At 30.2% G+C, this 10,471-nt stretch carries 8 protein-coding genes; all 8 read right to left on the bottom strand.

What is annotated here, in order from left to right; translation table 4 throughout:
• Positions 1 to 1,379: hypothetical protein (locus UDIV_RS01905; RefSeq protein ID WP_038102578.1), on the bottom strand; the 1,379-nt coding region annotated here is incomplete at its 3' end.
• Positions 1,380 to 1,393: 14 nt separating this feature from the next.
• A complete protein-coding gene (gene pepF / locus UDIV_RS01900) occupies positions 1,394 to 3,211 on the bottom strand; it encodes an oligoendopeptidase F (protein ID WP_038102575.1) in 1,818 nt (605 codons plus the stop codon).
• 84 nt (positions 3,212 to 3,295) lie between these two features.
• Positions 3,296 to 4,477 (bottom strand): elongation factor Tu, encoded by a 1,182-nt coding sequence (gene tuf, locus UDIV_RS01895; RefSeq protein WP_038102571.1) that lies wholly within the window; start codon positions 4,475 to 4,477, stop codon positions 3,296 to 3,298.
• Positions 4,478 to 4,606: 129 nt separating this feature from the next.
• A complete protein-coding gene (fusA, locus tag UDIV_RS01890) occupies positions 4,607 to 6,673 on the bottom strand; it encodes an elongation factor G (RefSeq protein WP_038102568.1) in 2,067 nt (688 codons plus the stop codon).
• Between the two features lie 39 nt (positions 6,674 to 6,712).
• The gene (gene rpsG, locus UDIV_RS01885; protein ID WP_038102565.1) at positions 6,713 to 7,180 is read right to left on the bottom strand and encodes a 30S ribosomal protein S7; all 468 of its coding nucleotides are present in this window, start codon (positions 7,178 to 7,180) and stop codon (positions 6,713 to 6,715) included.
• Between the two features lie 30 nt (positions 7,181 to 7,210).
• Complete coding sequence (gene rpsL, locus UDIV_RS01880) at positions 7,211 to 7,633, bottom strand: 30S ribosomal protein S12 (protein WP_038102564.1); 423 nt, start codon at positions 7,631 to 7,633, stop codon at positions 7,211 to 7,213.
• 193 nt (positions 7,634 to 7,826) lie between these two features.
• Positions 7,827 to 9,041, bottom strand: a complete 1,215-nt coding sequence (locus tag UDIV_RS01875) for an HAD family acid phosphatase (protein WP_038102562.1) — start codon at positions 9,039 to 9,041, stop codon at positions 7,827 to 7,829.
• 837 nt (positions 9,042 to 9,878) lie between these two features.
• A complete protein-coding gene (locus UDIV_RS01870) occupies positions 9,879 to 10,301 on the bottom strand; it encodes a hypothetical protein (RefSeq protein WP_038102559.1) in 423 nt (140 codons plus the stop codon).
• Between the last annotated feature and the right edge of the window lie 170 nt (positions 10,302 to 10,471).

The following is a 10,471-nucleotide window of genomic DNA, read 5'->3' as shown; positions in this document are numbered from 1 at the left end:
GCTGTTTTTGTAATATAACTATCGTGTCATTGGTGATCTAAATATGGTTTAGTATATTTTAATCAAAGATCACTAGTTAATGAGCTATCAGCTTCTAAGTTAGCTTTAAATTGATCAACAGATAATTGGCTTTGGTTAGCTAATAATAAAACTGTTTGTTGATCTTTTAATAAAGCAGTTTTAAAGCTAGGGTATAAATATACTGGAATATTAGCCTCTAGTTGAATTGGTGTAGCTATATTAGTTGTAATAATCTTACTCATTGGATCAACACTAAATCCATAAATAATGGTTGTAATAAAACTACCAACAAAAGCTAAGATCACTAAAATTAATCATAATTGACGAGAATGATAACTATTATTTGTGATCTTGCTTTTTTGTAAAATGTAGATTGTATAATCTGAAATGGCATTAGCTACCATTGGCATCATAATTAACCCATGATATCAAATGATCCGAGCACTACTAAAAACAAGTGCAGTTGATGCTGTTATTTTATCATTGATGATTAAATAAATGGCAAACACCATAATCATTTTAATTACAGACATTAATAATCCATTAAATAAATAAACTCATGAGTGTTTAATCATTACTTTAAACTGATTAGATAATTTAACAACAGGACCTATATAATGATCTTTTAAATCAGTTTTTAAATAAGCTAAAAGAATACTAACTATCATCATAATGATAAAGCTAATACTAAAGCCAAGTCCATATGCAGCATACCCTAGTTGGTTTGATGTATATAAATAACTATTATTAACATAAAAGCTAAAGATATATCCTAACCCTAAAGCTAAACTATAAGTAATTAGATCAAATAAAATTAAGACTCAAGCATTAGTATGGTTGTAGTACTGATTATAGTAGCTCATATAATAAGTACTAATTGGTTTGATAAGGATTATGCAACAAATTGCTCAATCAAAATGTTGAACTTCAATATTAGTAAACCCTAGATTATGATGACTATTAGCTCCAAAGTTATAAAGTTGTGAACAAGCTAAATATAAACCAACTAAAATAAGTCCATAAATAAAAGCAATTAAACTGTTGTAATGATGATCAATTGGTTGAATTAATTGATTAGTTGTTTGCTTTTTGTAATGATAGCTTCAAGTAGCTAAGATTAAACCAACAGTTGTTGCTGTTAACATAAAGGCATTAACAAATACTAATGCATATGTGATCCCCATTGATACAAATCCACCCCCATCAGGGTTTAAAGCGACTAAAGCACTTAAAATAACACAAGCAATACCACACATAATCGTACTACTTAGCATTGGTAGGATTTGTATAAAGACTGTTTTAATTGTGATCTTAAAACTAAAATTAGTTTTGATTTGATTTTGTTTTGTTTTTAACATAGTTATAGTCTCATTTATGATTTCATCAATTTATTAGTTAATTTGATGAATTGGTTAACTCAGTTAGCAAACACATCAACTGCTTGGTTTCAAACTGATTTATCTAATAAATCAAAACCTAATAGTTTAATTGTCTCTAAACTATTTAAAGAACCACCTGAAGCAAAGAATTTAAACATATTCTCTAATGCATTTGGTTGTTTATTAAAGATATTAGAAGCAGCAATTAATCCACCAATTTGTCCAATTGCATATTTATAAACATAAAAAGAACTTGTATAAAAGTGGGGAACACTAATAATAGTTAAAGCTACATCTTCATCAGTTTTAGTGATTTTGTTTGGATTATATTTATAACCACTATATTGATTTAACATTTCTAAATAAGTGTTACGCACTTTTTCTCAACTAAATTCTTCACCCTTATTAACTCAATCATTAGCGATTCATTCAAAATTAGAGAATGCAACTTGTCTTGTTGATGTGTTAATAAAACCTGATATCATCTCATCTAAAATCATTAAACGCTTCTGATCATCTTTTTGATATTTATCTAAAAGATGATAGTTCACTAAAACCTCATTAGCCATTGAAGCAATTTCAGCATAAAAAATTGAGTACTCATTATAAATTGGTTGGTTTAAGTTAGCATAGTAAGTATGAACAGAGTGACCAAGTTCATGAGCTATTGTTAATACACCATTATAAGTATAATCATAGTTCATAAAGATGTAGATTTTATCAAAACCTTTAGTCCCACTAATTGAATAAGCTCCAGTTTGTTTATTATTAGTTGGTAATCAAGAAACTCAATGTTCATTTAATGCTTTATTAATAACTGATAAATATTGATCACCCATACAAGCTAATGCATCCTTAATAATATTTTGAGCTTGTTCAATACTAAAGTGAACTTTTTTAGCAACTAAATCAAGTGATCGATCATAGTTATAAACTTTATCTAAATTAAATTTATATTTAAGATATTTATCTCGTTGTTTAGCAAACTTAATAATATAAGGTTTAAATAATTTAGTTTGTTCATAAATAAATTGAATCAAACTAACATCAACTTCATCAGCAAATGCAGCTGAACTTATATAATCTTTAAAGTTACGTGCAACTGCAACACTATTGTTCATTGTATATTGATAAAAAAGGGTTCTTGTAAATGTATTTCTTAAGTTATATAAAGCTTTATGACTTGATGTATATACATTCTTTCTAAGAACTCGATCTTTTGAACGCATATGTTTATAAATATCAGTATCATTATTTAATTTGATAACTTTATTATTAGCATCTAAAACATCATCATATTTCATATCTGATGAAAGTAATACATCAAAGATATCTTCAAAACCACCATTATGACGTTCTGCTTTATGCAATAATGCTTCTTGTTCTTGATTTAAAGTATAAGGAGCATATCGTCATAATGCATCAAAGCTTAATTGATAAGGTTTAATTTCAGGATCTTTATCTAAGTATGATTGGATTAAATCCCTATTAGCTAATATTTTTGCATCATAACCATTAAAATGTTGTTCAATTTGATGTTGTTCAAAAGCAAGTTTTTGAGCATATTTATTGTATTCTGGATTAATCAAATCAATGTTTTGTTTATTGTTAACATAATTAACTAATCGATTAGAAATTAAGATACATTGATCTTGTTGAACTAAAAAGGCTTTAAAACTATTAACATCATCTAAAAAGTTAGCATACAAACTAATTAATTTATCATAAGCTTGTTTATATTCTTCAAATAAATCATCAACACTTTTATTATTTAATAAGTGTTCTAAATCTCATTCGTACTTATTATCCATAATTAATCCTTTTAGTGTTTTAAATTAGAAAAATAAATCGCACTAAGGCGATTTATTCTATCTTGTGCTATTTAACTACAATAATTAAAGAGTCTTAATAACTGTACCGTGTCCTACAGTCTTTCCACCTTCACGGATTGAGAACTTAGAACCGTCTTCAATCGCAACAGGAGCGATTAATTCAACAGTCATTTCAACGTCATCACCAGGCATTACTAATTCTACACCTTCAGGTAATTTAATTGCCCCAGTAACATCAGTTGTTCTAAAGTAGAATTGAGGACGGTATCCACCAACGATTGGAGTATGACGACCACCTTCTTCTTTCTTTAAGATATAAACCTTAGCAGTGAATGAGCTGTGTGGTTTAATTGAACCTGGTTTAACTAATACTTGACCACGTTCAACTTCTTCTTTCTTAATACCACGTAATAAGATACCAGCATTATCTCCAGCTTGTGCTTGGTCTAATTGTTTTCTGAACATTTCAATACCAGTTACAACTGTTTTTTGAGTTTCACGTAAACCTACGATTTCAACTTCATCATTGATCTTTAATGTACCACGTTCAACACGTCCAGTAACAACTGTACCACGACCTGAAATTGTAAATACGTCTTCAATTGCAAGTAAGAATGGTTTGTCAGTATCACGTTCTGGTAATGGAATTCAAGTATCAACTGCGTCCATTAATTCATCAATCTTAGCTTCTCAAACTGGATCTCCTTCAAGAGCACGAAGACCTGAACCACGAATTACAGGAGTGTTGTCTCCATCAAATCCATATTTAGATAATAATTCACGAACTTCCATTTCTACAAGGTCTTGCATTTCAACATCGTCCATGTAGTCGCATTTGTTTAAGAATACAACGATCTTAGGAACACCAACTTGACGAGCAAGAAGAATGTGTTCTTTAGTTTGAGCCATAACCCCATCAGAAGCAGCAATAACTAAGATTGCTCCATCCATTTGAGCTGCCCCTGTAATCATGTTTTTAACATAGTCAGCGTGTCCTGGACAGTCTACGTGAGCATAGTGACGAAGAGTTGATTCATATTCAACGTGTGAAGCGTTAATTGTAATACCACGTTCACGTTCTTCAGGTGTCTTATCAACGTCTGCGTATGATTGAGCAATCGCTTGTCCTTTTTTCGCTAATACTGTAGAAATCGCAGCAGTTAATGTAGTTTTACCATGGTCAACGTGTCCAATAGTACCAATGTTAACGTGCGGTTTAGTACGTTCGAATTTAACTTTAGCCATTTAATGGTTTCTCCTTAGAATAGTAATTTATATAGAAAAATATAATGCTATTTTAAATATCTTTGATAATTATAACATTTTAAACCTAATACTTATTAGGCTTTTAATAAAATAGTTTAATGAATTTAACTATTTCTTAGCACGTGCAGCCATTACTTCTTCAGTAACAGATTTTGGTGCTTGAGCGTAATGACTAAATTGCATTACATATTGTCCACGACCTTGTGTATTACTACGAAGGTCAGTTGCATAACCAAACATTTCTGATAATGGAACTTTTGCTTTAATTGATTGAGCATTTCCACGAGATTCTTGCCCTTCAATTACTCCACGACGCTTAGAAATATCTCCCATTACAGTCCCAAAGTAATCATCAGGTGTTGTAACATCAACAGCCATAATTGGTTCTAATAAAACTGGTTTACATACTTTTGCAGCTTCTTTAAAAGCAAGAGATGCAGCAATCTTATAAGCCATACCAGATGAGTCAACATCGTGGTAAGAACCATCATAAATTGTTGCTTTAACATCAATTGTTTGATATCCAGCAATTGGTCCTGAAGTAAGAGCTTCAATTAAACCATTTTCAACTTCTTTGATGTATTCCTTAGGAACTTTACCACCAACAATTTGGTCAACAAATTCAAACCCTTTGTCATGGTTTGGTTCAAACTTAATTCATACGTGTCCATATTGACCACGTCCACCAGATTGTTTAATGTATTTACCTTCAGCTTCACCTTCAAGAGTGAATGTTTCACGGTAACTTACTTGTGGTGCACCAACATTAACTTGAACATTGAATTCACGACGCATACGGTCAACTAATACATCAAGGTGTAACTCACCCATTCCTGCAATAATTGTTTGTCCTGTTTCTTCATCAGTGAATGTTCTAAATGTTGGGTCTTCTTCAGCTAACTTAGATAAAGCAATTGACATCTTTTCTTGGTCAGCTTTTGTTTTTGGTTCAACAGATAATGAAATAACTGGTTCAGCAAATTGCATTTTTTCAAGAATTACTGGACGTTTTTCTTCACAGATTGTATCTCCTGTTGTTGTGTCCTTAAGACCAATCACAGCACAGATATCTCCTGCTCCTACACGATCAACTTCATTACGGTTGTTAGAGTGCATCTTAACAAGTCTTGAAATACGTTCTTTTTTACCTTTAGTTGCGTTTAATACATAAGTTCCTTTTTCAAGAACCCCACTATAAACACGAACATAAGTTAAACGTCCAACGAATGGGTCAGTAGCAACTTTGAATGCTAAACCTGAGAATGGTAAGCTTTCATCGTTTGGAATTTCAATATCTTCACCATTTTCTAAATGTCCACGCATTGCAGGAACATCAACTGGTGATGGTAAGAAGTCAACAACTGCATCAAGTAATTTCTTAACACCTTTGTTTTTGAAAGCTGATCCACAAAGTACTGGATAAAGTTCAGTAGCAATTACCCCTTTACGAATACATTTCTTAATGTCTTCTTGAGATAATGTTTCACCATTTAAGTATTTTTCCATTACTTCATCATCAAAGACAGCAACATCATCAATCATTTGGTGGTGCATTTTTTCAGCTTTTTCTTTATATTCAGCTGGAATGTCTTCAACACGGTAGTTTTCATCAGCTTGACCATCATAGAAGTAAGCTTTCATTTCGATTAAGTCGATACTACCAACAAAATCAACTTCAGCTCCCATAGGGATTTGGATAGCTGTTGCTTTAACTCCTAAACGGTTTTTCATTGTTTCGATTGAATAGTAGAAATCAGCACCGATTTTATCCATCTTATTAACGAAAACAATACGAGGAACATTATAACGAGTAGCTTGACGTCATACTGTTTCAGTTTGTGGTTCTACCCCATTTTGTCCATCAAGTACAGCAACTGCACCATCAAGTACACGTAATGAACGTTCAACTTCAACTGTAAAGTCAACGTGTCCTGGAGTATCGATTAAGTTAAGTTGGAAGTTTTTTCAAGTTGCATAAGTAGCAGCTGATGTAATTGTAATACCACGTTCTTTTTCTTGTTCCATTCAGTCCATAGTTGATGCCCCATCGTGGGTTTCACCAATCTTGTGGTTTTTTCCTGTATGGTAAAGAATACGTTCTGAAGTAGTTGTTTTTCCAGCATCAATGTGAGCCATGATACCGAAATTTCTAAACATACTTAAATCAATAGCCATATTAATTTATTTGTCCTTTATTTAAATATAAAAAAGTAATTATCAACGTAAGTGTGCAAAGGCTTTGTTTGCTTCTGCCATCTTGTGAGTATCTTCTTTTTTCTTAATTGAAGCCCCTGTGTTGTTTGATGCATCGATAATTTCGTTTGCTAATTTTTCAATCATTGTGTGTTCATGACGTAAACGTGCATACATTGTTAATCAACGTAGACCAAGAGTTTGTTTACGTTCAGCTGTTACTTCAGTAGGAACTTGGAAGTTAGAACCACCAACACGACGAACCTTAAGTTCAATTACAGGCATTACATTTTCAACAGCTTTTGTAAATACTTCAAGAGCTGGTTTACCAGTTTTCTTTTCAACAATTTCAAAAGCTTGGTAAATAATTTTTTGTGCTAAACCTTTTTTTCCATCATACATAATAGTATTGATTAATTTAGTCACTAGACGTGAGTTATAAACAGGATCTGCTAAAACTTGTCTTTTTTCTGGTTTTAATTTTCTCATTTAAGTCTTCTCCTTAATTATATAACTACTTTATTTAGCAGCTGGTTTTGGACGTTTAGCACCATATAGTGAACGTTGTTGACGACGTTTATCAACCCCAGCAGTATCTCCAGTACCACGAACGATGTGGTAACGAACCCCAGGTAAGTCCTTAACACGACCACCACGAATAATAACCACACTGTGTTCTTGTAAGTTATGACCTTCCCCTGGAATATAAGCTAATACTTCAAATCCGTTACTTAAACGAACCTTAGCATATTTACGTAACGCAGAGTTAGGTTTCCTAGGTGTCATAGTACCAATACGAGTACATACACCAGATTTAAGAGGTGATGGGTTTTTCTTAGTTTTTTTATGTAATGAGTTATATGTGTATAAAAGAGCAGGTGACTTACTTTTTTTAGTCTTTGTTACTCGTTTATTACGAATCAATTGCGCAATTGTAGGCATTTATAATCTCCCTATTTTAATTTTTGACATGTGTCTTTTAGTTAAATGATTTTATAGCAACTGTTCCGTGCGTATCATTTTCTAAAATTAACAATTTGACAAAACACCTTGAAATTATAAACGATTCATAAAATAAAAGCAACCAAAAAGACAAAATTATTTGCTTTTTAGTCGCATTTAATTAATTATTTAATTATTTAGCTTTTGGTTCTCATCAAAGTTTAGATTTTAATAAAGTTCTAAATAGTTCAAGTTTTTCACTATCTTTCAACTTGTAGATGTTCTTGTCTAATGCATCAATGAATCCACCATATGAAGCATTACCACCAATCATTACATATGATTCTGATCAGTCTTGATCTTTTTTAATAACCTTACCATCTTTAATATCGTATCTAACACCTTTAACTTTTGCATCTGAGTTACCAAATAGTTTAAGTGTTTCATCTAATACTTTATTTCTTTCTTCTAAACCTTTTCGTTTAGTTGCGTTGTCGTTGAAATCATCAAAGTTATCTCCAACACGCATAATTGTTTTGAATTGAACTGCGTTACCGAAGTCAGTAGATCCTTCTTTTGTAAGATCTAATTTAGTATCATTAACAAAGTTCATTCGATCTTCTTTATTAGATTTAACTCGTTTACCTTTATCGTCTCTTTTAATATGATTTCAAGGTTTTTTATCAGAAGCTCCTAAGTCAACACCTTGCATTCAAAATACTCAATCAGGTAATAAAGCTTCATCTAATTTAACTTTAACTAAATTGTTAATAGTTGCTTGTTTTTCAGTTTCTTGTTCACGGTTAGAGTTGAACATAACAACTCCACCTTTACTATAAACATGTTTAATGAAATCAATAGCACCATCTAATTCTGTAGAGATTTCAGCTTTAACAAATTCATTTCAAGTTTTTGGGTTATATGATAACTTGTTAATTAAAACATAGTTTTGGTATGCATAGTTGTTTAGAATTGTTTCATCGATGTCCATGAAAACAACTGGGATAGCTTTTCCATTAGTATTTTGAACTGTTAGTGTAGAAGCTTTGCCGTTTGCTGCAGCAGTATATTTTACTTTACTAGTATCAAAAACTTCCTTTTGTGCTTCTAACAACTTATCAAAACTTGCTTTTGCTGTTTCATATGCATTCTTAGACATTGCACGCTTTTCAGCACTTGTAGTGTTTCATAAACTTGAAAATCAAGCAGCACCAGCAACTTCGTATTTATCCTTTTCAGTTTGTGATAAATTTGAATTCTGAGCAACTTGCGTTTGAGTTTGTACACCAGTTGATGGAGTAGGACCCTTCTTATTCTCATTATTACATGCAACAGCAACAACACTTACTGTTGCTAACAAACCAGCTACAAGCCCAGTAGCTAGTGCAATTCTTTTGTGTTTTCTCATATTATCTATATTCCACTTTTAAATTTTTAATCTTAGGGTTTTATTATATATCAATTAGTAATAACAAAAAGCAACATAAGTCATTTTTTTTAAATAGCTTATATATACAAGTTATAAATATGTACCTATTTTATAAAAAATTAAGAAAGTGCAAGATCAGGTTAATATAAATCCGTATATAAGATAATAAAAAGAGTGTTTAATATTAGATCAATCTTAATCAAATACTTGTAAATGATCAAGGTTCAAAAATATAAACACTCTGATTAGTATCAATTTTTAAATCAAATAACAAATTCCTCCTTATGTCATTTAAGAATGTAGAATTGACAAGAGACTACATCCATTTTAGGAATTAAAATAACTAAATGTTTGATGGTTGTAAAAACATTTAGTTACATTAAAGATTTAATAAATTCAAATACTAAAACTTTTTAATAATACAACAATAAAAGTAAAAATAGCAACTTATTTAATTTATTAAATATATTAATATCTTATATGTTCTAGTTTGATAAGAATCTTTTAAGCATTATTAACATACCAACCCTATTCTTAAAAACTGATTATTTTTAACTCTTTATACTATTTGCTTACTAATAACATATAAAAACCCTTATTAGTAATTAGTTTCAAAACTAATAACAAATAATCGTATTAAGTAATTTAATAGTTATTTTATTTCTAGTTTGAAGTAAAATAAAAGAGTATGATATGTAATTATTAAAACTACATACTCATTACTAAACTAATAATTTTTTGTTTTGTTATTAGTCTGTTTAAACAATACAAAAAGCCAGCTAATACTGGCTTTTTTGTTTGCTTTTAAATTAATAATTAACTTCTAAAACGCACGCTTAGTGCGTGTGGTTTAAGTTTAAGTTGTTTAAGTTCAGGACTTAATTTGATTGATTCATTATTAATATGAATTGATTTAATTTGATAAGTTTGATTAATGTCAAGTTGTCTAAATACTACTTGATAGTTATTGTATTTAATAATTGCTCGATATGAACTAATTGGTTTTTGTAATTGATCAACACTAACTATTTCAACAACTAAAGAATCTACTTTAGAGTTGTTAATGTTCAAATTAAGAATCCAGTTATCTTGATTCTTATATAGTTTATTATCATTAATTTGAACATTAAATGTAATTGCTTTATTAGGTTTTGAATTACAAGCAACAATAACTGGTACTAGTATCGTTGATCCTATTATAGTTATTGCTACTAAAGACCATTTCTTAAATTTAAACATTAAATCAACCTTTAGTTAAAATTAACTTTATATTATAACAAAGCTAATATCTTTTAAAATAAGAAGTTAATTAAAAATATATAGTTAATTATATTCAATCTATACTTGATCAATAGTTATTATAACAACGATTTTAGAATGTGAAATCTACAAAGTTATTAATTATAAAG

The sequence above is a fragment of the Ureaplasma diversum NCTC 246 genome, assembly GCF_000731915.1.
GTDB classification, from domain to species: Bacteria; Bacillota_I; Bacilli_A; order Mycoplasmatales; family Mycoplasmoidaceae; genus Ureaplasma; species Ureaplasma diversum.
Note: the sequence above shows the minus strand (reverse complement) of the source record. Positions and strands in the feature narration are given on the sequence as shown.